Below are 22303 nucleotides of genomic sequence, written 5' to 3'. Positions count from 1 at the left end.
TATAGCATTTCCCGGAAGTGGTTCAACGAAAAAATCACAGATCGGCGCGTATCGTTGTGGGGTGTAGAACGAGTCTGCCTGAAATCACAAGATCAGTTTTTGAACTAAGTGGGGAATTGAGTTAGTTTTGCAGAAAGGGATGAGATCGGCTTGAGGTCTGCCTCAGATGCAAGTAGCCTGATGTAATAAAGACCTGCGAGGGGAAGAGTAGGTCTGATCTTTTTTTAATTCAGGAGTTGCTTGATGAAGAATCCCAGTTTTGTGAATCGCGAGCTGATCTGTACGACGTTGATCGTGTTCATCGTCAGTGGGATCGCCGCGTGGGCCGCCAGTAGCAAGACTGTGCCGGATGTCGAATATGCCAAATCCACCGTTGACTTTGGGATTGTGGTCAGCGACCTGGAGAAATCTCTCGAGTTCTATAAGAACGCTCTGGGCATGCAGGAACGCGAGATGTTCGCAGTGACTCCCGAAATGGGAGGCGACTCGGGTCTGTCCGATTACCAGGCGTTCAAAGTGTATCCCCTGGTACTGGCGAATGATAAAACGGCGACCAATGTCAAACTGATGCAGTTCAAAGAGGCACCGGGTAAGAAGGTCGACAACTCCTTCATCCACTCATCACTGGGTGTGAGCTACCTGACGCTCTACGTCAAAGACATGAATGCCGCCCTTGAACGGGCGAAAGCTTATGGCGTCAAGCCGATTGCCAAAGGACCGATCTCACTGCCGGAAGGTTTCCCTAAAGGGGTTTACCTGGCACTGGTTCGCGATCCCGATGGCAACCTGGTCGAACTGGTCGGTCCGAAGAAATAATCGACCTTCATTCCAGACGAATCAACCATGATGACACTCGATCGAGTGTCATCATTTTTTTGTGCTCATACCGTACTTCTTCATTTTGTTGTACAGCGTGACGCGGCTGATGCCCAGTGTTTTCGCCGTGTTGGTGCGGCTGTAGTTGTTCTTGAACAGAGCCTGCTCGATCAGTTCTTTCTCGGTAACCGCGACCTGATCGCCCAGTCGTTCGGAGTCGCTCTGTCTCTGGTGACCCAGGATGACCGACGGATCGTTGGTTGGTCCGGCCTGTCCCATCAGAATGTGTGTCGGCAGATTCTCTCTGCGTAAGACACCGTCGCGACAGTAAATCACGGCACGGCGAATCACGTTTTCCAGTTCACGCACGTTGCCGGGCCAGGGGTAGGCGTGGAGGGCGTCAAGAAATTCATCGTCGATGCCTTCAATCACGATATTGTGTTTCGTCGACATCTGTTTGACAAAACCGGTTGCCAGCATGATGACGTCCGACTTGCGACGACGCAGCGGAAGGACGTCAAACTTCAGCATGTTAAGACGATAGTAAAGGTCCGGTCGGAATTTACCCTGTTCAACCAGCGGCTGCAGGTCCATGTTGCTGGCCACGACGAGTCGTGCCTGGTTGACGTGTGTCTTATTGGAACCGATCGGTTCGAACTCGCCGGTTTCGATGACCCGTAACAGTTTGACCTGCTGTTCGGGACCGAGCACATCGATTTCGTCCAGCAGAATCGTACCCCGGCCGGCAGCGAGAAACTTACCTTCCTTATCGGCGTGAGCACTGGTAAACGAACCACGGGTGTGGCCGAAGAGTTCACTTTCAATCAGGTCGTTGGGCAGAGCACCACAGGCGACGTTCAGGAAGGGCTCATCCCGTCGGGGTGAGACTTCGTGAATCAGCCGCGAGAGATATGTTTTGCCGGCTCCGGTTTCCCCGATGAGCAGTACGGTGACATCGTGCTGAGCGGCGATTTCCAGTTCGTTGAGCATGATTTTCATCTCATGCGAACTGGTTTCAAAGCGACGGGTAATCCCGTGCAGAATGGATGTGTCCGATTCCAGTGGGATCTCCTCCTGTTGACTGTTGTGCCGGGAACCAGAGGAACGGCCTCGACCAGCACTACCACCGGTTGATGCGACGGGGGTACCGCCCGCGTTCATGGACATGGTTTCGCTGACCAGTACTTTTTCTTCCGGGTTCAACAGTGAGTCGATGTCGAGCAGCAGTTCCGCTTCGCTGGCGAAACCTCTGATGTGTTTCAGAGTGCCGCAGGCAACTCGACGTTCGAGGATTTCCGGACATTCCTCCTCGGTCAGCATGATCAGTTCGGTTTCGGGGGCGTGGCGTTCAATCTGCTCGAGCAGATGGTCTTCCTGGTGTCCGCCTGAAATCAGGAACCGCAGATCGACGAGAATGGAGTCGATCTCCTGTTCCCGGCAGTTGGCCAGGCAGTCTTCCAGAGTACTGCAGATGATCAAATGAAATGTTTTCTTGAAATGTGCCAGGATCTGTTGCTGAAGGACAGTATCGCGTGTGACGAGAATCAGTGTAGGCAGTTCCATAATGACTTTCTCTATTTCCAGATGACCAGGTGGTAACTCAGGATGTTGAACCTCGATCTGGTGTTAACACGGCGAGCGTGTCTGACCGAAGTGCTTCTGTTTTTAAACAAATGCAGTGCCAGACTGTAAAGGAATTCAGACGGACTCTGTTTAAGTGACTGAAGTCAAACAGCTTGAGAAAAGTAAAGCTGTCTGGAATGCCTGGGAAAGGCACCGTGGTCTGTTGTGAAAAGGCATCATGCAGCGCGCGTGTTGTTTTTTGACAACGGTTGTGGGCTGCTGATTGCAGGGATCGTAACGATTTCAACGGGGGACGGTGAAATTGACAGGGGCGCGCTATTGGATGACGATTTACGGCTTGTTAAACTTCAGAAACAGCAAGACGGTTTCATGTCAGTAACATCAGAGAGGATAGTGCAGTGGCAACGTTTGCAGTCATCCTGGCAGCAGCAGGAAAGAGCAGCCGGTTTCAGTCGAAGGGGGCGAAGATCCTGGGATCCGGGCCGCAGAAGAAACCCTTCATGGATCTGAAAGGCCGCGCCGTCTGGGTGCGGTCGGCGGAGATCTTTTCCAACCGCGAAGATGTGAAGCAGCTGATTATCTCGGTCTCCCCGGATGATATTGAATGGTTCAAGCAGAAGTTCCGTCCGAATCTGGCGTTCATGGATATCGAAATCGTTCCCGGGGGAGAAGAGCGGGCGGACTCGGTACAGAATGCGCTGGCCCGTGTGAAAGCCGACATCGATTACGTGGCCATCCACGATGCAGCTCGACCGCTGATTACCGATAAGTGGGTGGGAGAACTGTTTGCTGCGGCGGAGAAGCACCACGCTGTCATACCCGCGGTGCGGGTTTCGAGTACACTCAAACGGGCAGGCAAGGATCGGCAGATTCAGGAAACGGTCGACCGTACCGATCTCTGGGCAGCGCAGACGCCGCAGGTCTTTCAGCGGCAGATCCTGCTCGACGCCTATGCGAAGCGGGGCGATTTCCAGCCTACGGATGAAGCACAACTGGTAGAACATATCGGACAGGCGGTGACGATTGTGGAAGGTTCTCCCCTGAACCAGAAGATCACGACGGCCGCCGACTTTAAAATGGCTGAAGCTCTGGTGAATGCCCTGCCCAAACCCAAGGGAATTCAGGCGCTGCATCCCTTCGCGGATGAGGAGCCGCGGGGGATCCTGTAAGCCGCGGATGTGAGTTTGGTAAAACTTATGTGAAGCCGTGGTTTCTGTTTGAGCTTCTGAAAGGCGCGGGTTAGACTTGAACCGAGTGATCCCCGTTCAATAAAGGAAGAGACCATGAGTTCTACCCCCGATGCTCCCGAAACACCCGATTCCAAACCCGCTTCCACAAAGAAGAAAGTCAGTACCCAGCGGCGGATTATTTCCTGGGTCTTCATTCTGATTCTGCTGGGCGTGGTACTCCTGGAATGGCGGGCCAAGACATCGCAGGCAAAGACGTTCGATAATCTCGACGCTGCCAGGGAAGCCGCGGGAAGATCAGGGGAAGTTCCGTTTGAAGACTTCAAGGCCAGCATGATTCAGGGAAGCCCTTCCGAGGAACTGGATGAATCAGGGGCGATTCTGAAGCTGTACCACTATCGCTGGGGAGGCGTCTTCAAGACGTACCATCTGCGGATGCTGGTGGACAATGATGGCCAGGTGATTGTGTTCGATACCGCTGCCGAAGGAAACGCGGTAAGTGGGATGCCCCGGATTTCGAAGGAGCGAATGGACGCCTTCGTGAAGGGACAGAAGGAACACGTTAAGCAGAAGGCGGCAGAGTCAGCCGAGGCAAAGGCGTCGAGGGACAAACAGGCTGCAGAAGAAGCCGCGGCGGCTGAAACGAAATCGGAGAACTGAGGGCGCATAAAAAAACGCATCCGAAAAGGGATGCGTTTTTTGTGTATTGTCAGATCTCAGTGGTTACTGATTGTTCTGCAGACGGGAGAGACGGGCACGCCGTTCTGCACGTCGTCTGTTTCTTCGGTTTTCATCGCTGGGCTTTTCGTAGTATTCACGGCGACGCATTTCTTTTTTGATACCAGCGTGTTCAACAATCTTGCGGAACCGTTTGACTGCCTCCTGAATAGATTCGTTTTCTCGTAACCGAAGTTTAACCACTCAAATCACCTTTTCTTTTTCCTGATTTCTGTCATTGTCTGGTTCACAGATCCACTCAAATCGGGATCTACTTAAATATCAATCGGTCTCATCTAAGATGAGAATTCAGACGAATTCGACTGTAACGGGTCGCACAAAGGGACCTCGCGCTACAGAGCGGGACCGATAAAGATAACAAACCCATCAGGTTCTGCAAAGCCAACCGCGGAAAATACTCGATGAATTTCCTGCAAGAAGTGTTCGGACGAGCACGTCTATTCGGCTTTGAGGATCCCCATCCGCTCCAGTTTGGACTGACATTCGTCCCGTTCCCGGCTGCGTTTGAGCGATTTCCAGGTCTCATCCTGCACTTCGAGGAAGAGTTCGGACGAGAACGGTGGTGCCAGAGACTTTTCGGCGGCCCGGCTCATCAGGCGTTCGATGACCCCTTTATCGAGACGGGTCAGGAACATGGCCCCCTGGCGGTAGTCTTCAAAGGCTTCCCAGACGACGGGGAACAGAGGTTTGACGATCTGTTCGCCGATGGCCCGCGAGTACTCCTGAATCTCCCACTGTGCATGCGAGTCCATGCGTAAACTCAGGAAGTGAATCAGGTTATGTAAATCGATTTTCCAGTAGGCTTCGGTGTAAGTTGCCAGGGGCAGATCTTTGCGAGCCTGTTCACGGGCGACGCCAGCTTCGAGACGGGCTTCGTAGACGGCGCGGGCCTTTTCCTGAAATTCGGTTTCTTCCGCAGTCAGCTGAGCGCCGACATCCTCGGGGAGAGGGGTATCGCTGCCCTGCCGGTTCGAGGTGGCCTGGGTCCGCCATTCACCGGGAAGCGTGGTCTGGGCGGAGTCGATGGCGACCGAATAACGGGTGCTGTACTCGTTGACGTTCGCGGTCCGGTGCCGGATCCACTGACGCCAGCAGTCCATGGGGACACGCACGAGGAACTTCAATTCGGCCATTTCGAAGGGGGTGCTGTGACGATGACGCATGAGATAGCGGATCAGTGTGCGGTCGTCGGAGACGCGTTTGGTCCCTTCTCCGTAGCTGACGCGGGCTGCCTGAACAATTGAGCTGTCGTCGCCCATCACGTCGACCAGGCAGACAAACCCGTCATTGAGAACAGGAACTTTTTTCCAGCGAAGCTGTTCAACGAGTTCAGACCGCTCCGTCATCGGAAACACTCCCAGCAAGTATCAAAAGAGAATTGAAATATGAGATCAGGGGCAGGCAGAGGCATGCAATCTGCCAACAGCCATTTATAGTCAACCGGGCGTTTAAACGACACCGTACCGGCGGCTGAGTCTGCCAAAATCGGCAAAATCCCGCCGGAATCGGATTGGATCTCAGTAAATCGTGAGTCGGGACTGGATGTCCACCGTCCGGTTTTCCCGCGAGGATTTGAGGGCGGCGAGCAGGATTTCGGTCACATGCCGGGCCGTGGAGGCGTTCGACAGCGGGGGCTGGATTCCCTGGCGGATACAGGCGGCCCAGTGCTGGTGCGAATTCTGTACGGGATAGGTCGAGAGGTCGATCGACTCTTCGACGAGCGGCAGGTCTTCGTCGACGTCCGAACTGGGATAAAAATAACTGAGCAGTTTGGGCTGACGACAGCTGACAATTTTGCCCCGGGTGCCATGCACAGAAAATTCGTATGTCCGGGCGGCATCGCACCAGCCGGTCTGCGCGGTGCCGAGGGCGCCGTTTTCAAATTCGAGGATCATCGACGCCGTGTCTTCCAGGCGGGTCGGCTTGGCGACCGTCGTCAGTTTCGCGGTGATCGATTTCACTGCGCCCACGGTGCCAACCAGATTCGCGATGGCGTAGACGCCCATATCGAACAGGGCGCCGACGTCGGCTTTGTCGGCGTCGAAGAACCAGAGGTCGTCGGATGACTTTTCTTCAAGGATCTGTTGAATGCCGGCGTAATAGACTTCGGGTCCTCCATGGCTGGCGCGGGCCTGGGCCGAAGAGATCGTCCCCAGTTTGTCATCCTGAATGTAATTGCGGGTGGCCAGCACCTGCGGGTTAGACATGTAGGGGAGGGCGAGCACCGTCTGGTTGTGGTTGGCGGTCTCTTCTACAAATGCATCGGCTTCGTCCATCGATGTGCTGAGTGGTTTCTGCATGTAGACATGCTTGCCAGCCTGAATGGCTTTGATGCCCCATTCGACGTGCAGTGGATGAGGCAGAGCGATGGCGACGGCGTTGATGCGTTCGTCGTCGATAATGTCCTGGTAATTGTGGGTCCATTCGGGAACGTTGAATTTGCGACAGAGGACTTCGAGGCGGGACTGTTTGCGGCCGGCGAGCATCAGGACGTCGCAGTTGCTCACGGTCTGCAGTTCCGGCAGATGCATTTTGGCGGCGATGCCACCGGCTCCGATAATGCCGACTTTCAATTGTTCCATCACAGTCTCCTCTTACCACGGTCACGTTGAAAACTCAGAGGATTTCAGTGTCTTCATTTTCGTTGTGGCTGTAAAGGATACACGGTTACTGTGCAGCGGAGAATTTCTCAATCAATGAATGACTCAGGCTTCTGGCCGGCGATGATCAGATTCCAGGTCAGTCTGTTCAAGAGCCAGGCGGGCAGGTGCTCCAGGCAGCCGTCGGTCCAGCAGGCCAGTTTCGCACAGGGTGTGGTGAGCCACTGTGGAGAGAGAGGGACTTCGGCGAAGGGGGTTGAAAACAGTCCCTGAGGGCGCAGACGGATGTCTGTGAGACCGGCGCGGCTGCAGGCCGCCTGCAGTTCAGCTGACGAGAGTTCCCGTTGATCGGAGGAGTAGTTCGCGTCAATGCGTTTGCGGATCATGCGGGCGAAGGAGATCACCGGGTTGGCGGGCTGCGGTTCATTGGCGACGAGCCAGCCTCCCGGTTTCAACAGTTGGACCAGTGCTGCGAGTGTGGCGTCGAGATTGTCGAGGTGGTGCAGCAGGCCGATGGCAAAAATCAGATCGAACGACCGGCCCGGCTGGAACTCCTGAATGTTCTGTGCCACGAATTGAATGCCTGGTCCCGCGTTAAACTCGCGGGCATATTCAATCAGGTTTGTGGAGTAATCGACGCCACAGTAGTCGCCGATGTGTCCTTGCAGGTATTGGGCAGCGAAGCCCGCTCCGCAGCCGACTTCCAGTACTGCCGCGTTTTGGGAGAAGGGGGCGGCCTGCAGGGTTTGCAACAGGCGGTGACGCCGCGCAGCGCGCGAGGCGGGGAGCAGGTCCTTGCGACAATACTCGCCTGCGATGCGGTCGAACAGTTCCCGGTCACGCGTGGCGTGGTCTGTGGGCTGCTCTCCCGTGGGGAGTCGATTCAAATTGTCGGACGGGCTTTGATCATTCATGATTTAGCGTGACGGACCTGCTTTTCTCAGGACGGACGATTCTGGCCGAAGACAAATCTGCCATATACAAAAAACTTCAATACAAACGAGGTCGCCAGGACGGTGATGACGCGGATGTAATAATTTGAAAATCCGATTGCACTCAGCGCCAGCAGGCTCAGATATTCCAAAAGACGAAACGAGCCGTTGGTCAATGCAAAGTGCAGGAGTTGTCTGGTGAGGGGTGTGTCTGTGGAGAGAAACACAAACCAGCGGCAGCCGGCGAAGTTGAGTACGAAGGCGGTCAACAATGCGCTGGCGAACGCGAGTGCTTCGGGAACCCCGGCATAGAACAGTCCGTAGGCGATGCTGAGGTTCGTGGTCAGACTCACGATGGTCAGCAGTGCGAATCGGGTTGCTTTATGGGGAATCCTGTGGGCGATGGACACGGTACTTTTCTCAACAGAAACAGGAAAACGGGTAACTACTTCTGGCAGCGTTTATCGATCATATCTGCGAGCAGGGCGAAAAACGCAGTGTTCATGCCGAACATCAACAGCATGACCGATTTGTCGGTGATGTTCTGTAAGACGAATACGTCGTAACAGATCGAAATCGAAAACGCGATGAGTTGAATGACGGCAAAGGGCCCGAAGACTTTGAGGGGGGCGAAATAGACGCCCAGGCGGATGATCAGCTGCAGGAAACGGAGGGTGTCACGGATCGGTTGTATTTTGGATTTGCCAATGCGGCGGGCGTAGCCGATCGGTTCGTAATGCACGGTGTACTGGTTCGTGAGATGGGCGAGCGTAATCGTTGTGGTGAAACTGAACCCGTCCGGCAGCAGTCCCAGAAACTTTTCTGCGAGGCTGCGGCGAAAGACGCGGAGCCCGGAATTCAGGTCGGGGATGTTTCGGCCGGCGATCCAGGATGCGTAGTGTCTGAGGAAGAATTTCGGCAGTTTTCGCAGCGTGGAATACTCGACGTCATCTGCAGTGCGCGAGCCGACCACCATGTCGTATTGATCCATGTGGGCGAGCAGGTCTTTGATCCGTGCATTGGGGTAGGTTCCGTCCGCGTCGGTAATCACGATCCAGTCATGGCTGGCGTGGCGGATTCCTGTTTTCAACGCAGCGCCGTAGCCCTGGTTCGTTTCATGGTGGAACAGCTTGAGATCGGGGTGTGTTTCGCGGAGGGCCTTGAGGGCTGCGGAAGAACCGTCGGTCGAGCCATCATCGACTACAATCAGTTCATGCGGTCCCGTTTCGGCCAGGATGGCTTCCAGGTCGACGATCGCTGCCGGCAGCGCTGCGGCTTCGTTATACAGGGGAACGATGACGGTGAATTGTTGCAGTGACATAGGCCTGGTTCAGCGCGGTGGCTGTTCTTTCTGTTCCTTGTGGTGCGGGCGGTCGGAGTAATGCTGCAATTCAGGAGAGGCTGCATCGCCGTTTACGATCCAGATGGTGCGATCCTTGAAGTAGTCCAAGAGTTGCTGATTTTTATCAGGTTCGAGGACCCGAGCCCAGACGACTTTGGCGCCGTCGATGTCAGCCCGGTTATAAATCCATTCTTTGTGTACGCTGTGATTCTGGTGATAGTTGACCAGCACCAGGTGCTTTCCGGGTGTCGACTGCAGTCGTTCAAGGATCTGCTGACGTGCGCGAGCCCATTGATGGAATTCCGCGACAGCAGTCGGGAGGGCCCCCGAGGCGGCGCTGGCGGTGGTGGTCAGAGCAGTTAATAAGAGAACAGTTGCGATCAAAGTGCTTCCCACGGGTCGCCAGTGGTGTTTCCAGACAGCCACGTAGCGGAGGCACTGGACCTGCAGCAGAATCAGCAGACAGCCGATGGGGGCGAGGTAGTGCGGGTGTCCGGAGGTGTCCTGGGCCAGAACTCCCGCGATGACCAGCGCGGAGGTGCCGACTGCAAACAGATTCGCCCGGTTGCGGAAGAGTGCTCCTGCCCCCAACAGGCAGATCAGACCGACCATGTAGGAACCCGTATAGACGAGGTCGAATTTCAACAGTTTGACCGGCAGCGAGAAACGGGTGCTGTCGAATTCATGTTGAATCAGCTGGTTCGCAGGCGAGGCGTCGAGATCGTAGCCGTAGATCGAGCGAAACCGTTTTTCCGTGTCGGGTGTTTCCTCGCTGGAGACGAGAATGCCATCGAGGGAATGGGGCCAGTACTGTTCGATCCAGACCTGGTATGGGAATTTCAATGCATTCCCCGTCACGCGGAAGTTGTAATAGCCCATCCAGAGAAAAGCGGGGAGCAGCACGAGGAGCATCGGTAAGACGCAACGCAGCAGGGCGACGCGCCAGCCCGGTGAGTTATGACCGATGAGCCAGATCAGCAGAACGAGGGCCGCGGGAATCGCTGCCAGCAGACCTTCGTAAGGGCGGCTGTTGGCCAGCAGCACAAGACCGATGGCGAGCGCGAGGGATGTGGAACTGCGCGGCGATTGTTTCAGACGGGGGAGCGTCCCGAAGAGCAGGGCCCCGCCGAGCAGAGCGACTTGACCTCCCCAATAAGAGAGTCCCCAGCCGGTGAGGAACGATGCATTCAGCGCGGCGAGAAAGCCGCCATAGACGGCCCAGCGTCGTGGGACCCAGCCGCAGAGCATCCAGAAGATGGCACCGCAGGCGGCAGCCATGCCGAGCCAGGCACCGACAATCGGATAGCCGGTCGTGGCTTGTCCCAGAGCGAGCAACAGTCCTTGTGCGGGTGGATATTTCGCCTGGTACGTAGGCTGGTGAATGATATGGAAGCTTTCGAAGTGTTCCCACTGGGGATGCGTGGGGTTGGTCAGTTTGCCGGATGCGAAGGTATCTGCAGCGAGCAGGTAAGCGAACTCGTCGTGGACCATGGGGGCAGGAATGCGGATACAGAGACCGATGCCGAGTTCCAGCAGCAGCGTCAGGCAGAAGAAGAACAGGACACCCCGGGTGACACTGTCAGAAAAGCAGCGCATGAGCCAGCGGAACGGTTTCAGAATAGAGACCGTCAGGTGCGGGCTGCAGATGGCAATCGCGCTGGCGCAGCAGACAATGATCAGAGGTAAGAGGTTATTCATGGGTGTTGGCTGTGGTCACGGTATCCGGAAGAAGCGTGATTTCGCGGCAGTCTTTTGTTGAGGAGAGGAGAAAATATTGTGCGGGGCAAACACGAGGGATGACAAGAGGGGAACAGGGACTTTTGCGGTAATCGAGCGGATCATGTGTTTCAGGTGCGGGCTGTGATGTTGCCGAAACGCATCATTTCCGCAGCATCCCTTTGATCGGACGCATCGGTGCCGGTAGAATCGATGTCTGCGAACCCGGCTGCCTGAAGCCGGTTCGAAGTCCCCCAGCTTAAGGAGCTGCCATGCGAGAGTTTCATCATGTGGGTGTGATTACCGACGATCCACAGCCGGGCGAAATCTACGTGGAAGAAACAAAGGTGTATGTCACCAACCCGAATGAGCATCCTTATAAAATCGAATATCTCAGGTTCGAGCCCGATACGCCGGTCACCGGACCGGTTCGTTGTCAGCCGCACATCGCCTTTAAGGTGCCTGATATCGATAAAGAAATAGACGGCTTGCACGTTCTGCTGGGGCCGTTCCAGGCGATGGAGAATCTGAAAGTGGTTTTTGTGTTGATCGATGGTGCCGTCTATGAATTCATGGAGTTCTCAGAGGGTACCGAATTTGGAGAACTGACATCATGACGTTGTTACGTGGTTACCTGTGTGTGGCTGTCTGTCTGATCCTTTGTTGCTGTGTGACGCAGGTTTCATTTGCGGAGGAAACGAAACCGCTGAAGATCGGCATCATTGGCCTGGATACTTCGCATTCGAGTAACTTCACGAAAATATTGAACAGCGCGGAGCCGAAGTTTCCCGAGTTCAAAGCCTGTCGCGTGGTCGCCGCTTATCCTCAGGGGAGTCGAGACATCAAGGAGAGCGTGGAATCCGTTCCCCAGATCACCGAGCAGGTGACGGTACAGGGGGTGAAGATTGTACCCAGTATTGAAGCGTTGCTGGATGAGGTCGATGTGGTGCTGCTGGAGAGCAACGATGGTCGCGTGCACCTCGAACAGGCATTACCCGTGCTCAAAGCGGGGAAGCCTCTGTTTGTCGACAAGCCGGTCGCCGGTGATCTGACGGATGTGATTGCCATTTATGAGGCGGCGAAACAGTACAAGACCCCGGTCTTCAGTTCTTCATCACTGCGATACACCGATGGTGCGAAGAAGATTAACAGCGGTGTGGTGGGTGAGATCATTGGCTGTGATGCCTTCAGTCCCTGTCCGATGGAAAGCACCCATCCCGATTTTTACTGGTATGGAATTCACGGCGTTGAAACGCTGTATACGATCATGGGGCCGGGCTGTGAAACGGTGGTCCGCGTCAATACGCCGAATACGGATCTGGCAGTGGGGACCTGGAAAGACGGCCGGATCGGTACGTTCCGCGGACGTCGAAAAGAGAACAACGGCTACCAGGGAGGTTACGGCGGAACGGTCTACGGGAGTAAGGGGATTGCCCCGATTGGCAGTTTCAGCGGATACGAACCGTTGCTGGTGGAAGTGGTGAAATTCTTCCAGACCGGGAAGGCTCCGGTGAGTCCGGCGGAGACGATGGAGATCTATACGTTCATGTCAGCTGCGGATCAGAGTAAAACCAACGGTGGTCAGCCCGTTGCACTTAAGGATGTGTATCAACAGGCGCATCAGGCAGCGTTGAAGAAGCTGGCAGCGCTGAAGGACTAGCAGTTAGCTTGAAACAAGAAAAGCCGGTTCACCCTGCGAGCGATCCAGGGTGACTCGGCTTTTTTATTGAGATCAGCTTCACGCCTTGTCAGGAGAGACAGAGTTCGGAGGACTCAGAGAGTTCGGAAATCATTTCGACGAGTTGCCGACGATCGATGGGTTTGGTGATATGATCGTTACAGCCGACGGCCAGGCATCTCTCCCGGTCGCCTTCCATCGCATTGGCGGTGAGTGAGATGATCGGGCCTGTGTAACCAACGTCGCGGACTTTGCGTGTGGCACTGTAGCCGTCGAGAATGGGCATCTGCATGTCCATGAGGATCACATCGAAGAGGGTGCCTCGTTCCATTTCCTGGATCGCGGCCTGGTAGGCCTCTTCACCATTTGCGGCCAGACACACTTCAGCGCCCGCTTTCTTGAGGATAAAGGAGATCAGCTTCTGGTTATCCGGGCCGTCTTCTGCCAGCAGGACATGTTTACCACGCAGCGGGGATTCTTCTGTAGTGGTTGTTTTATCGTTTACTGCAGCTGTCGATGAATCCCCTTGTGTATCGTGCAGTTCGTGGAGCAGTTCGATTTCAGCCAGGCTGCCAGTCCGCACGGTTGCGGAGAAGCGGGAACCATGGTTGAGTTCACTCTGAACGGAGATGTCACCACCGAGGATGTTGGCCAGTCGTTTGCAGATGGTCAGTCCCAGTCCGGTTCCCCCGTATTTGCGGGACGTGGACGAATCGGCCTGGCTGAAGGGACGGAACAGATTTGTCATCTGCGCTTCCGACATGCCGATACCCTGGTCGACGATCGTGAATTGGATTTGCGGTTCGTCGTAGGGTGCCTGCAGGAGTTCGGTTTCCAGGCGAATCGTGCCGACTTCCGTGAACTTGATCGCATTGCCAATGAGGTTGATCAGAATCTGGCGGATGCGGGTCGGGTCGGAATGGATTTGTGCGGGCAGGGGGAATTTGAAGTCTGCTTCGAGCTTGAGCCCCTTGGCTTCGGCCCGAACCTGCACGAGTTCCATGACTTCTTCCACGATGGTCTGTGGCGAGCAGGCGATGGATTCGACATCGAGTTTGCCTGCTTCAATTTTGGAGAGGTCCAGGATGTCGTTGATGAGTTCCATCAGGTGACCGCCGTTGCGGCGGATGGTATCCAGCGAATCGAGGAACAGTTCCGGCATCTGATGTGTGCGGGCTTCGAGTTCCAGGATTTCGGTGTAGCCGAGAATGGCCGTCATGGGAGTACGGATTTCATGGCTCATGTTGGCCAGGAAGGCGCTCTTGGACTGGTTGGCGGCTTCGGCCTGTTGCCGGAGATGTTTCTGTTCACGCAGGAGGTGAATTGCACGGATGGCGTTGCGGACCCGCGCCTTGATTTCCGATTCGGTGGCCGGTTTGGGGATGTAGTCGAAGGCACCCTCTTCAAAGGCACGGGCAATCCCTTTGCCATCACTCTGTGTGGTGACCATGATGACAGCGATTTCTTCCGCTTTGAAGTTTTCACGGACTTCGCGGAGGACGTCAAATCCGTTGCGGGTCGGCATTTCCACATCGAGCAGCACGATGTCTGGCTGCAAGTCGTTGATCTTTCGCCAGCCATCCTCACCATCGACGGCCGAATAGATTGTGTAACCTTCCGGCGTCAGAGCTTTGGAGAGGATATGCCGTACGACTTCCGAGTCGTCGACAATGAGCACCTTGGATTTATGATAGATCATGTTTCTGTTTTCTTTTGCCTTGGGGACTATTTTACGGCGGGGGTAAAACATGGAGATACACAAAATTAGGACAGGATTATCTCGTAAGAGTAAATAGAGTTTAGAAAACGCCACAAATTCGAGTCTGGCCCGGGGACCGAGTTCTGGTTAAGCAGATTGGAGAAATCGCGCGGGGAAGTACACTGGGTATGGAAGATCAGTCAATATGTGTGGATTCAGTGCAGGTTCAGGTGTCTCAATCGTCGGAGACCCGCAATGCGGGTATTTCCAGTTGTAACGATTCCAGCATTTCGTCCGAGGCGTCGGTGTTACTGAGGCTGAGCTCGACAAGTTGAGGCGTGCCAGAGAGATAGGCGACGCCGGCATCAGTCACATTGGTATGATCCAGAATGAGCACCTCGAGGCGGGGAAGCCGGGCGAGAATTTTGACGCCCTGGTCGCTGATGCGGGTCCCGTCCAGTTCGAGGAAGGCGAGTTGGTTGCAGCCAGCGATCAGTTTCGCGGTCTGATCTGTGACCTGGCAGTTCGACAGAGAGAGCGAGCGCAGCGTTTTCTGTGCGGGCTGTTGATGGAAGATCGCGAGCTCGCTTTCATCAAATTTCGAGTTGGCCAGGCTGACGTGCTGGAGACCGTTCTGTCCCAGCAGCGTGGCGAGGCAGGTTTCGTCAATCGTACAAAACCGCAGTGCGAGATCTTCGAGTTTCGTTAATCGAGCCAGGGCGCGCGCCCGTGGCTGGTTGATGTGGAAACCTTCCAGCGTTAACCATTTGAGCTGTGGAAAATTCGTGAGTTGCTGGAAGAGTTGGTCGATTTCTGAATCGCTGAGCTGCGCGGACCGCGCGAGATGCGCTCCGTCGATGGAGCGTTGATAACGCAGTAACGGTCCGGGGATGAAATGTTTCGCAGGAGCGTTTTCGAAACCACCGCGGATCAATTCGCCCCGGGAATTACGAAATTCGGTTTCCAGGTGGGCCCCGTGTTTCTGAAAGAAGGCGACCCGCTCGTGGAACATGACGATCAGAAACAGCGAGTAGGCCATCAGAGTCCCCAGCAGGAACAGAACGATGAACAGGGGCCGTTTGAAAAGAGTCCGTCTGACTTGGTCGGCCTGCTTGATCGACGGGCTGTCATCCGGGGAACTCATGCTGTCTCCTGTATCTCTAACGTGCGGTCCAGCCACCATCGACGGTGACCATACTGCCGGTCATGTAGCTGGATGCATTGCTGGCGAGGAAGATTGCTGCCCCCTGGATCTCTTCCATTTGTGCCCAGCGGTTCATGGCGACGGCACCGACGATGAATTTCTTGATTTCTTCGGTCTCGGCGAACGGCTGATTCATGGGAGTGAGAAACGGACCGGGACAGATCGCGTTGCAGGTGATGCCATGCTCGCAGAACTCCAGGCCCATGGCCCGCGTCATCTGGACCATGGCGCCTTTGCTGGCGGTATAGGGTGTGCGGTTGGAGAGCCCGACCAGACCGAGTGTGCTGGCCATGTTGATGATGCGACCGTAGCCGGCTTTTTTCATATGGGGGACGACCGACCGGACACAGAGCCAGGGACCGGTGACATTCACTTTCTGGACTTCCTCGAATTCTTCCAGTGTGAGTTCATCGATGGGACCACGGATGTTGATGCCCGCGTTGTTGATCAGAATGTCGATCCTGCCGAACTCCGAGATGGCCCGTTCGGTCATCGCGGCGACCTGTTCCGGATCGGTGACATCGGCTGCGATGCCGATCGCTTTAGTGCCGTAGTCGGCTTCAATCTGAGCTGCGGTTTCTGCTGCTTCTTCTGCATGCCGACTGGTCAACAGAACGTTCGCACCTGCTGAAGCAAGGCCTTCGGCCATGGCGGAACCGAGTCCTTTGGAACCTCCGGTGATGATGGCAGCGCGTCCGGTTAGATCAAACAGTTTGATGCCTGGCAGCATGATGTCCCTTCCTGTGGTTGTTTCGGGGCCGTGGTTGTGTAGGGGTTGCTCAGCTGGTTGAGATCACGGAAATATGTTTCTGGAAAGCCGGATCTGTTTCCGGGAAGTCACTTCGATAGTGTACTCCGCGGCTTTCGCGTCGTTCAATGGCAGAGGTAATCATCAGTTGAGAGACGAGCAGCATGTTCTGCAGTTCCCAGCCGGGGAGTGCTTTGAATTCGCGATCGACGACATAGCGGCTCCAGAAATCGACTTTGTCCTGCGCGTTCTGCAGCGAGTCCGCGCTGCGGGTGATGCCGACATCCCGCCACATGAGGCTGGCCAGCGAGTTCCTTAAGTCCTTACTGTTGAGGTCTTCGTCCGAGCGTTTTTCGGTTTCCCATTCGGGCAGCAGCGATGCGGAGTATTGATCGGGCATGCTGAGGGCTGCTGTGGAAGCGCCTTTGCCGGCTGCCGAACCGAAGATCATGCCTTCCAGCAGGCTGTTGGATGCGAGTCGGTTACTGCCGTGCAGACCGGTGGATGTGACTTCGCCGGCGGCCCAGAGGTGAGGCACTGAAGTTCGCGCCTGCAGATCGGTTTTGACGCCGCCAATCATGTAGTGGGCTCCGGGGCGAACCGGGATCTGATCTTTAGACAGGTCCAGGCCGAAACCCGCACAGACCTTGCTGATGTTGGGGAAGCGTTCTTTGACCAGATTTTTGTCGAGGTGCCGCAGGTCGAGGTAGACGCAGGAGTGACTGGTTTTCAGCATGCGGTCGGTAATGGCCCGACTGACAATGTCGCGGTGCGCGAGTTCCAGGTCGGGGTGGTACTCTTCCATGAAACGTACGCCGTTACAGTCCCTGAGGTAGGCGCCTTCGCCCCGGACGGCTTCGGAGACCAGGTAGCGGGCCCCCCCGGCGATATAAAGCACCGTGGGGTGGAACTGCATGAACTCCATGTCCTGCAGGCGGGCACCGGCGCGGAAGGCCAGGGCGTGTCCATCGCCGGTCGCCAGCGGGGGATTCGTCGTTTCACGGAACAGACAGCCCGCACCACCGGTAGCGAGGATGACCTGCTTGGCCCAGACGAGTGACTTGCCGTGGTAGCGGTTCCAGATGATAGCACCGCGGCACTGACCGTCTTCGGTGACCAGGTCGAGTGTGGGGGTTTTCATCCAGGTCTGAATATTGGGACGGCTCTGGACGGCGGCGACCAGGGCCCGCATGATTTCTTTTCCGGTGGCATCGCCCAGGGCATGCGCGACGCGTCGATGGCTGTGCCCCCCCTCTTTGGTGAGTGCGATTTTGCCATCCTGTGTATCGAAATCGGCCCCGATTTCGATCAGTTCCTGAATGTGTCGGGGGGCCTCGGTGCAGACGTATTCCACCAGTTCGGGATCACAGAGATCCTTGCCGGCGGCGAGCGTATCCTGCACGTGGTTGGTGATGTTGTCCAGGGGATCGAGCACACCGGCAATTCCGCCCTGGGCATAGGCACTGTTGGACTGTGTGACTTTGCCTTTGTTGACGATGATCGTTTCGAGGCGGGGATCGATTTCCAGTGCAGCGCGGCAGCCGGCGATCCCACCCCCGATAATCAGGACGTCGGTGAAGATGTGCGGAATCCGCTTGGGATTGATACGAGCGAGGTAGCGTTGACCAGGTTCAATCTGAATCGGATCCAAGTCGGGTGCTCCTTAAACTCGTTGTCGGGAAGAATCTCAGATGGTCATGCAGGAAAAACCGCCATCCACGGCGATGTTGGTGCCGGTGATGAAGCTGCCGGCCTTACCGGAGGCCATTAGCAGGACCGCCCCTGCCAGTTCCTCGGGATCGCCGAATCGCTGGGCGGGTGTATGATTCATAATACTCTTTACGCGTTCGGGTGTCAGCACTTTTCGGTTCTGTTCGGCAGGAAAGAAGCCGGGAGAGAGTGCGTTGACCCGTACACCCTGTTCGGCCCATTCGCGGGCCAGGTTCTGTGTCAGGTTGAGCACAGCGGCCTTCGAGGCGGAATAAGTGAAGACGCGTGAGAGTGGAGTAATGGCACTCATGGAGGCGATGTTTATGATCGAGCCGGGGATTTCCTGCTTGAGCATGGCTTCGCCGAAGACCTGGCAGGCGACTTTCACGCTGAGCAGGTTGACACGGAAGATGTCGTCCCACTCTTTGTCGCTGATTTCGAGGAAGGGTGTCGCCGCGTTGATGCCGGCACCGTTGACCAGGATATCGGGGGTCCGATCACTGGCCTTAAGGTGTGCGATGATTGCTTCCAGATCAGCACGGTTTGTGGAATCGGCCTGGAAGAACTCGGCACTGCCGCCCAGATCTTTGATCAGCTTTACGCGACCGTCGCCGTTTTCCTGGTTACGTCCCACGATAATGACATGGGCGCCGGCCTGGGCCAGGGCGTCTGCAATGGCGCCCCCCAGAACTCCGGTACCACCGATGACGGTCGCCGTTTTGCCGGACAGACCGAACAATGTCTGTAAATATCCGGATGAGTTTGATTCACTCATCGCATACCACCTTCTCTATCTCTCTACGATTCAATCACGGGAGCGACTGAAGTCTTAACCGATGAATTCCAGTTTGACGGGATTCGGAATGATTCCGGCTTCATAACCGCGGTTGAGCAGAGTCGCGACTGCTTCGCGTCCCTTTTCGCCGAAATCGAGGGTCCAGTCGTTGACGTACATGCCTACGAACTTGTCGGCACTGCCCCGGTTGAGATCGCGACCGTATTTCAGGGCGTGATCGAGGGCTTCGTCGCGGTGTTCCAGGCCGTACTCAATGCTCCGTTTGAGGATCGCAGTGACTTCTTCCATCATTTCCTGACCGAGGTCTTTGCGGATGGCGTTGGCACCCAGCGGCAGGGGGAGACCGGTTTCTTCGTACCACCACTCACCCAGGTCAACGACCAGTTTGAGTCCCTGGTTGGCGTAGGTCAGCTGACCTTCGTGAATGATCAGGCCGGCGTCAAATTTACCCTGTTCGACCAGGTTCAGGATTTCATCGAAGGGGTGTTCTTCGTATTCAAAATCATCGCCCAGCAGGAGCTTGAGGGCCAGGAAGGCGGTGGTCAGCTTGCCGGGGATGGCGATTTTTTTGCCGCGGAGATCGTCGATGCTCCACTCTTCGCGGGCCACGACCATGGGGCCGTATTTGTCGCCCATGGAGGCACCACAGGAGCAGATCGCATAGGTGTCGGTCAGGTAAGCGTAGCCGTGGAGACTGACGGCGGTCAGTTCCAGTTCCGCGTTGAAGGCACGCTGGTTGAGCGTTTCAATATCCTGTAACTCATGAGTGAATCGATACTTACCAGTTTCGATTTTGTCATTGGCCAGGGCATGGAACATAAAGGCATCGTCCGGATCGGGACTGTGGCCCACCTGAATTAACACTTTTTCATCGGTCATCATGAATCACACAATATTGAAGTTGAGGGAAACAAGCACTGGAAACCTGGACCAGCAGCCGAGTGGGTCCGACCAGTTCATTTACTATATTTAGCAAGACACTATAGAGAGTTACGGGGAACTTAGCCACCGACTGAGCGGAAACAACTCAGAACGACCACGAAACGGGAGGCGAAAGTTGAGACACTGCATTGATAGTACTTTGTGTGTTGATTGAATTCATAAACAGCAGGTGTACAATAATATATTGCAGGGTTTTGTTTAAGAACCACGAAAAGCACGAAAAGCAGGGAATGATCGCCGCTGGTAAGACGGGGGTGAATACTCTGGTCACAGTTTTTACGACTGTGATTTTTTTTTGAACTCAGAATATCAATCTATTAGTTAAAGCAGGTCTGAGTTGTTTTGGTGTCGTTTGCTTAGAGATTGTGAAGAATCAATTTCGTGCTTTTCGTGTCTTTCGTGGTAGCAAAATAAAAATGTAAGAAACTGGAATCGTGATGAATCAGATTATTTATAAGGAAGAATGCTTCGCGATTCAGGGGGCTGTCTTCGAGGTTTATCGGGAGGTTGGTTGTGGATTTCTGGAAGCGGTTTACCAGGAGTGTCTGGAGCGGGAATTGAAACAGCGAGGGATTCCGTTTGTGGCGAAGCCGGTGTTGCGGTTGAGTTACAAGGGGGAATCTTTACAACAAGCCTATCAACCGGATCTGATTTGTTATGACTCAATTATTCTGGAACTGAAAGCTGTGAAATCACTGGGATCTGAGCATGTAGCGCAACTGATGAATTATCAGAAAGCAGCCGAGAAGAAGCTGGGGCTACTGATCAACTTTGGGAGTTATCCTAAAGTCACCGTTGAACGCTATGTTTTGTGAATCGCTTATGATTCGAAATTATTTAACCACGAAAGACACGAAAAGCACGAAAATTTAAAACTTGATGTTGGTGCCTGCACGTCATTGCCAGCCTGATATTTTTGGCAGGTGAAACAGAAGTAGTTTTTAACAGGACTGGTTCCAGCTTCTGAGTGTTTAACTTTTCATTACCGCTGGCGATTCTCAGAAAGAATAATTTCGTGTCTTTCGTGCTTTTCGTGGTAGTAAAATCACTTCAGCAGTTTATCGAGCAGGTCGTTTGTGGTGTCTGTGGTAGTGACTTCGAGTTCGTGGCATTCTTCGAGGTTGCGGAACCAGGTGTGCTGGCGTTTGGCGAACTGGCGGGTGCGGGTTTTCAGAGTTTCGACGGCGTCATCATACGTGATGTCCCCTTCCAGGTGGTCGATCAGCTCCTTGTAGCCGAGTGCCTGTCGGGCGGTGCGGCTGAGTGGCTGTTCTGCGGCGAGCAGCGTTTTGACTTCGTCCAGCAGTCCGGCCTGCAGCATCAGGTCGACGCGGGCGTTGATGCGGGCGTAGAGCCAGTCGCGATCGGGGGAGAGCCAGTAGACGTGCTGCGGTCTTTCGTCTGCGGGGAGGGCTGCTTCCTGATGCTGGGATGAAAGCGGCTGACCGGTGACGTGGTAAACTTCCAGGGCCCGGGTGACGCGGCGGAGATCGTTGGGATGCAGTTTCTCTGCGGAGACCGGATCCACTTCGGCCAGCCTCGCATGCAGAGCCAGGTTGCCTTCGGCCTCGACGAACTGTTCGAGTTCGCGGCGGTAATCCCAGTCGGCAGCGGGGCCTTCAAAGACGCCACGTAAGACGGCCCGCAGGTAAAGGCCGGTGCCTCCCACGAAGAGGGGAACATGTCCGCGGTCGATGATCTCCCGACAGCATTGTTCGGCGGTGGTCAGGTAATCGGCGACGCTGAATTCCTCGTGTGGGTCGATGACGTCGATCAGATGATGGGGAATTCTCTGCTGTTCTTCAGGCGAAGCTTTTGCGGTGCCGATGTCCATGCCCCGGTAGAGGGACATCGAGTCGAGGGCCAGGATTTCCGCATCCAGATGTTCGGCCAGCTGCAGGCTGAGTTCGGTCTTGCCGCAGGCGGTGGGACCGGCCAGAAACCAGCACTGTTTCAGGACTTCCGGGGAAAACTGCATGGGGAATTCGCTTCAGAAAGACCCCAGATCGCGGGGAAACCCGATCCAGGGTGTTGGGGGACTCGTTATTTCGAAAACATTCAGCTAGGATAGGCGCGGCGGCTCTGACCGCTTAGAAAACGTACTGTTGTAAAGTATATTTATCCGTGTTGAAAGTCGAAAGAGAGAGACCATGGCGAACTTCGAAGCCAGCGTGCAGCTGACCGCCACCCCCGAACAGGTATTCGAGTTTCTGATCGATACCGACAATATCCTGAAGATCAGTCCCCCGGATGCCGGCCTGACATTCACGAAAAAACCGGACAAGCTCTATAAAGGGGCGACGATTGAATTTCGTATTCAGGGCTTCGGGCAGGTGCAGGAAGGGGTCCACGAGATCACTGTTTTCGATGAACCGAAGCTGTTTACCGAAAAACAGATTTCCGGTCCGCTTAAGCATTACATCCACGAACACGAAATCGTACCCAGCGGTGAAAACCAGGTGACCGTGATTGACCGGCTCGAGTTTCAGCCACCGGGAGGTCTGCTCGGCTTCATCGTCACGGAATCCAAGCTGCTCGACGTGTTCGACGAAGGTTTCTATCACCGCCACAACAAGCTCAAGGAAATCTTCTCCTGAGCGGAACCTACCCG

At 55.2% G+C, this 22303-nt stretch carries 23 protein-coding genes; 7 read left to right on the top strand and 16 right to left on the bottom strand.

Annotation, left to right across the window (positions count from 1 at the left end):
• The first annotated feature begins 243 nt into the window (after positions 1-243).
• Positions 244-816 (top strand): VOC family protein, encoded by a 573-nt coding sequence (locus HG66A1_RS28470; protein ID WP_145044893.1) that lies wholly within the window; start codon positions 244-246, stop codon positions 814-816.
• Between the two features lie 51 nt (positions 817-867).
• Here the strand turns inward: HG66A1_RS28470 and HG66A1_RS28465 are convergent, their stop codons facing one another.
• Complete coding sequence (locus HG66A1_RS28465; protein ID WP_232106695.1) at positions 868-2379, bottom strand: sigma-54 dependent transcriptional regulator; 1512 nt, start codon at positions 2377-2379, stop codon at positions 868-870.
• 419 nt (positions 2380-2798) lie between these two features.
• On the opposite strand from HG66A1_RS28465, the gene ispD reads away from it, so the two are divergent.
• Positions 2799-3569 (top strand): 2-C-methyl-D-erythritol 4-phosphate cytidylyltransferase, encoded by a 771-nt coding sequence (ispD, locus tag HG66A1_RS28460; protein ID WP_145192374.1) that lies wholly within the window; start codon positions 2799-2801, stop codon positions 3567-3569.
• A 114-nt stretch (positions 3570-3683) separates the two neighbouring features.
• The gene (locus HG66A1_RS28455; RefSeq protein WP_145192370.1) at positions 3684-4247 is read left to right on the top strand and encodes a hypothetical protein; all 564 of its coding nucleotides are present in this window, start codon (positions 3684-3686) and stop codon (positions 4245-4247) included.
• Between the two features lie 63 nt (positions 4248-4310).
• Here HG66A1_RS28455 and rpsU read toward each other — a convergent pair whose 3' ends face one another.
• The 8 genes from rpsU to HG66A1_RS32250 form a co-directional block, all read right to left on the bottom strand.
• Entirely contained in the window at positions 4311-4508 is a 198-nt protein-coding gene (gene rpsU / locus HG66A1_RS28450) for a 30S ribosomal protein S21 (RefSeq protein ID WP_144980715.1), read from the bottom strand.
• Positions 4509-4762: 254 nt separating this feature from the next.
• On the bottom strand, positions 4763-5671 hold the full coding sequence (gene thyX, locus HG66A1_RS28445; protein ID WP_145192367.1) for an FAD-dependent thymidylate synthase: 909 nt from the start codon (positions 5669-5671) through the stop codon (positions 4763-4765).
• A gap of 171 nt (positions 5672-5842) precedes the next feature.
• A complete protein-coding gene (locus HG66A1_RS28440) occupies positions 5843-6907 on the bottom strand; it encodes a Gfo/Idh/MocA family protein (protein ID WP_145192364.1) in 1065 nt (354 codons plus the stop codon).
• Between the two features lie 107 nt (positions 6908-7014).
• Entirely contained in the window at positions 7015-7839 is an 825-nt protein-coding gene (locus HG66A1_RS28435) for a class I SAM-dependent methyltransferase (RefSeq protein ID WP_145192361.1), read from the bottom strand.
• 26 nt (positions 7840-7865) lie between these two features.
• Entirely contained in the window at positions 7866-8267 is a 402-nt protein-coding gene (locus HG66A1_RS28430) for a GtrA family protein (RefSeq protein WP_197993705.1), read from the bottom strand.
• Between the two features lie 35 nt (positions 8268-8302).
• Positions 8303-9178, bottom strand: coding sequence for a glycosyltransferase family 2 protein (locus tag HG66A1_RS28425; protein ID WP_145192355.1), 876 nt, complete (start codon positions 9176-9178; stop codon positions 8303-8305).
• 9 nt (positions 9179-9187) lie between these two features.
• Positions 9188-10897 (bottom strand): hypothetical protein, encoded by a 1710-nt coding sequence (locus HG66A1_RS28420; protein ID WP_145192353.1) that lies wholly within the window; start codon positions 10895-10897, stop codon positions 9188-9190.
• A gap of 149 nt (positions 10898-11046) precedes the next feature.
• Entirely contained in the window at positions 11047-11205 is a 159-nt protein-coding gene (locus tag HG66A1_RS32250; RefSeq protein ID WP_155365087.1) for a hypothetical protein, read from the bottom strand.
• Between HG66A1_RS32250 and HG66A1_RS28415 the strand changes: the two genes are divergently transcribed.
• Positions 11188-11532, top strand: a complete 345-nt coding sequence (locus tag HG66A1_RS28415) for a VOC family protein (protein ID WP_145192350.1) — start codon at positions 11188-11190, stop codon at positions 11530-11532. The two genes, HG66A1_RS32250 and HG66A1_RS28415, sit on opposite strands and share 18 nt — an antisense overlap.
• A complete protein-coding gene (locus HG66A1_RS28410; protein WP_145192347.1) occupies positions 11529-12575 on the top strand; it encodes a Gfo/Idh/MocA family protein in 1047 nt (348 codons plus the stop codon). Before HG66A1_RS28415 ends, HG66A1_RS28410 begins: the two co-directional genes overlap by 4 nt.
• 88 nt (positions 12576-12663) lie before the next feature.
• Here the strand turns inward: HG66A1_RS28410 and HG66A1_RS28405 are convergent, their stop codons facing one another.
• The 6 genes from HG66A1_RS28405 to HG66A1_RS28380 all read right to left on the bottom strand — a co-directional run bounded on the left by HG66A1_RS28405 (position 12664) and on the right by HG66A1_RS28380 (position 19632).
• Positions 12664-14292 carry a hybrid sensor histidine kinase/response regulator gene (locus HG66A1_RS28405; protein WP_197996852.1) on the bottom strand — a complete coding sequence of 543 codons (1629 nt, stop codon included), beginning with the start codon at positions 14290-14292 and terminating at the stop codon, positions 12664-12666.
• A gap of 235 nt (positions 14293-14527) precedes the next feature.
• Positions 14528-15436, bottom strand: coding sequence for a leucine-rich repeat domain-containing protein (locus HG66A1_RS28400; RefSeq protein ID WP_197996851.1), 909 nt, complete (start codon positions 15434-15436; stop codon positions 14528-14530).
• A 16-nt stretch (positions 15437-15452) separates the two neighbouring features.
• Complete coding sequence (locus tag HG66A1_RS28395) at positions 15453-16226, bottom strand: SDR family NAD(P)-dependent oxidoreductase (protein ID WP_145192338.1); 774 nt, start codon at positions 16224-16226, stop codon at positions 15453-15455.
• A 49-nt stretch (positions 16227-16275) separates the two neighbouring features.
• Complete coding sequence (gene nadB, locus HG66A1_RS28390; RefSeq protein WP_145192335.1) at positions 16276-17895, bottom strand: L-aspartate oxidase; 1620 nt, start codon at positions 17893-17895, stop codon at positions 16276-16278.
• A 36-nt stretch (positions 17896-17931) separates the two neighbouring features.
• On the bottom strand, positions 17932-18729 hold the full coding sequence (locus HG66A1_RS28385; RefSeq protein ID WP_145192331.1) for an SDR family oxidoreductase: 798 nt from the start codon (positions 18727-18729) through the stop codon (positions 17932-17934).
• 54 nt (positions 18730-18783) lie between these two features.
• Entirely contained in the window at positions 18784-19632 is an 849-nt protein-coding gene (locus HG66A1_RS28380; RefSeq protein ID WP_145192328.1) for a menaquinone biosynthesis family protein, read from the bottom strand.
• Between the two features lie 497 nt (positions 19633-20129).
• Between HG66A1_RS28380 and HG66A1_RS28375 the strand changes: the two genes are divergently transcribed.
• Complete coding sequence (locus HG66A1_RS28375) at positions 20130-20507, top strand: GxxExxY protein (protein WP_145192325.1); 378 nt, start codon at positions 20130-20132, stop codon at positions 20505-20507.
• 230 nt (positions 20508-20737) lie between these two features.
• Here HG66A1_RS28375 and miaA read toward each other — a convergent pair whose 3' ends face one another.
• A complete protein-coding gene (gene miaA, locus HG66A1_RS28370) occupies positions 20738-21670 on the bottom strand; it encodes a tRNA (adenosine(37)-N6)-dimethylallyltransferase MiaA (RefSeq protein WP_145192322.1) in 933 nt (310 codons plus the stop codon).
• 172 nt (positions 21671-21842) lie between these two features.
• Between miaA and HG66A1_RS28365 the strand changes: the two genes are divergently transcribed.
• A complete protein-coding gene (locus HG66A1_RS28365) occupies positions 21843-22289 on the top strand; it encodes an SRPBCC family protein (protein ID WP_145192319.1) in 447 nt (148 codons plus the stop codon).
• Positions 22290-22303: the final 14 nt, after the last annotated feature.

The organism is Gimesia chilikensis (assembly GCF_007744075.1).
Lineage (GTDB): Bacteria > Planctomycetota > Planctomycetia > Planctomycetales > Planctomycetaceae > Gimesia > Gimesia chilikensis_A.
This window is presented reverse-complemented; position numbering and strand designations above follow the sequence as displayed.

Coding starts and splice junctions, on each gene's coding strand:
- HG66A1_RS28440 (WP_145192364.1), bottom strand. CDS start 6,907: ATGGAACAATTGAAAGTCGGCATTATCGGAGCCGGTGGCATCGCCGCC.
- HG66A1_RS28400 (WP_197996851.1), bottom strand. CDS start 15,436: ATGAGTTCCCCGGATGACAGCCCGTCGATCAAGCAGGCCGACCAAGTC.
- HG66A1_RS28455 (WP_145192370.1), top strand. CDS start 3,684: ATGAGTTCTACCCCCGATGCTCCCGAAACACCCGATTCCAAACCCGCT.
- HG66A1_RS28410 (WP_145192347.1), top strand. CDS start 11,529: ATGACGTTGTTACGTGGTTACCTGTGTGTGGCTGTCTGTCTGATCCTT.
- miaA (WP_145192322.1), bottom strand. CDS start 21,670: ATGCAGTTTTCCCCGGAAGTCCTGAAACAGTGCTGGTTTCTGGCCGGT.
- HG66A1_RS28470 (WP_145044893.1), top strand. CDS start 244: ATGAAGAATCCCAGTTTTGTGAATCGCGAGCTGATCTGTACGACGTTG.
- HG66A1_RS28385 (WP_145192331.1), bottom strand. CDS start 18,729: ATGAGTGAATCAAACTCATCCGGATATTTACAGACATTGTTCGGTCTG.
- HG66A1_RS28425 (WP_145192355.1), bottom strand. CDS start 9,178: ATGTCACTGCAACAATTCACCGTCATCGTTCCCCTGTATAACGAAGCC.
- HG66A1_RS28435 (WP_145192361.1), bottom strand. CDS start 7,839: ATGAATGATCAAAGCCCGTCCGACAATTTGAATCGACTCCCCACGGGA.
- HG66A1_RS28380 (WP_145192328.1), bottom strand. CDS start 19,632: ATGATGACCGATGAAAAAGTGTTAATTCAGGTGGGCCACAGTCCCGAT.
- HG66A1_RS28365 (WP_145192319.1), top strand. CDS start 21,843: ATGGCGAACTTCGAAGCCAGCGTGCAGCTGACCGCCACCCCCGAACAG.
- HG66A1_RS28395 (WP_145192338.1), bottom strand. CDS start 16,226: ATGCTGCCAGGCATCAAACTGTTTGATCTAACCGGACGCGCTGCCATC.
- HG66A1_RS32250 (WP_155365087.1), bottom strand. CDS start 11,205: ATGATGAAACTCTCGCATGGCAGCTCCTTAAGCTGGGGGACTTCGAAC.
- HG66A1_RS28420 (WP_145192353.1), bottom strand. CDS start 10,897: ATGAATAACCTCTTACCTCTGATCATTGTCTGCTGCGCCAGCGCGATT.
- HG66A1_RS28405 (WP_197996852.1), bottom strand. CDS start 14,292: ATGATCTATCATAAATCCAAGGTGCTCATTGTCGACGACTCGGAAGTC.
- thyX (WP_145192367.1), bottom strand. CDS start 5,671: ATGACGGAGCGGTCTGAACTCGTTGAACAGCTTCGCTGGAAAAAAGTT.
- HG66A1_RS28465 (WP_232106695.1), bottom strand. CDS start 2,379: ATGGAACTGCCTACACTGATTCTCGTCACACGCGATACTGTCCTTCAG.
- HG66A1_RS28415 (WP_145192350.1), top strand. CDS start 11,188: ATGCGAGAGTTTCATCATGTGGGTGTGATTACCGACGATCCACAGCCG.
- HG66A1_RS28375 (WP_145192325.1), top strand. CDS start 20,130: ATGAATCAGATTATTTATAAGGAAGAATGCTTCGCGATTCAGGGGGCT.